Genomic DNA, 1,087 nt, shown 5'->3' with positions numbered 1-1,087 from the left:
GGTCGCGGCGATCGCGGCGCGGCTGTCGGTGGCGCGCCTGTTCTGGGCAAGCCTGGTCGCCATCGGGGTGGCGCTGGTGCTCACGCGCGTCGCGTTCGCGCTGCCGGGCCTGACGCAGCCGATCGTCGCGCTCACGCAGCTGCGCTGGGTGATCCTGTTCATGTTCGCCTACGTCGTCCTGAGCCAGCACCGGGGGTATCGGAGGCTCGGCATCGTGGTCACCGTCGAGATCGCGATCGGTTTCCTGGGATTCTTCAGCGGGTTTCGTACGGTGTTGATCGTTATGCTGCTCGCAGCGCTGACGGCGCCGGAAGCGCTGCGTGGCATACGCCTGCGCACCGCTGCGCTGCTTGGGGTGGCCATCCTCACGCTGGCCGTGGCATGGACCGGAATCAAGAGCGACTATCGCCAGTTCCTCAACCAGGGCACGGGTCAGCAGGTGGTGCTGGTGCCGGTGGCCGACCGCGTCGCCAAGCTGGTCGAACTCACTGGCGACCTCGATGCCGAACGCCTCAACGCTTCGGTGCAGAAGCTCATGGAGCGGCTCACGTACGTCTACTACTTCGGCCGGACGCTGCAGGTCGTCCCCGCCTACCTGCCTTACGAGCATGGCGCGCTGTGGGGCGAGGCGATCGAAAACGCGGTCTTGCCGCGCCTGATCAATCCCGACAAGCGCGTCATCGATGACTCCGAGCGGACATCGCTCTACAGCGGCACGCGCGTGGCGGGGGCCAGCGAAGGCACCTCGATTAGCCTCGGCTATATCGCGGAAAGCTACATCGACTTCGGCCCGGTTCTGATGATGCTTCCGCTCGCGCTGTGGGGCGTGTTCGTCGGGCGCGTGTACGCGATATTGCTGAGGGCCACGCGCTATCCGCTGCTGGGCTACGGCAGCGGTGCCGTCGTGGTGGGGCTGGGTGCGTCGGTGCTGGAGTCGTCGAACCTGAAAATGGTCGCCGGCGTAGTGCTCGGTTTCCTGGCACTGTTGGTCGTGCAGAAAGTGGCGGGCGGCTGGCTCCTGCGACTGCTCGCGCAGCCCGCGGCGCGCAGCGCATGACAGGTCGGTCCGGCCGCACGCGCCGCGGCG

1 protein-coding gene is annotated in these 1,087 nt (G+C 67.2%); it reads left to right on the top strand.

Annotation, left to right across the window (positions count from 1 at the left end; genetic code table 11):
* Window positions 1-1,057 (top strand): hypothetical protein (locus tag FW784_RS14575; protein WP_187770848.1); only part of this gene is annotated, 1,057 nt, incomplete at its 5' end.
* Between the last annotated feature and the right edge of the window lie 30 nt (window positions 1,058-1,087).

Origin of the sequence: Cognatilysobacter lacus, assembly GCF_008274655.1 — a bacterium.
Taxonomy (GTDB): Bacteria; Pseudomonadota; Gammaproteobacteria; order Xanthomonadales; family Xanthomonadaceae; genus Cognatilysobacter; species Cognatilysobacter lacus.
The sequence above is the reverse complement of the archived record's forward strand: the minus strand, read 5'-3'. Positions and strand labels throughout refer to the sequence as shown.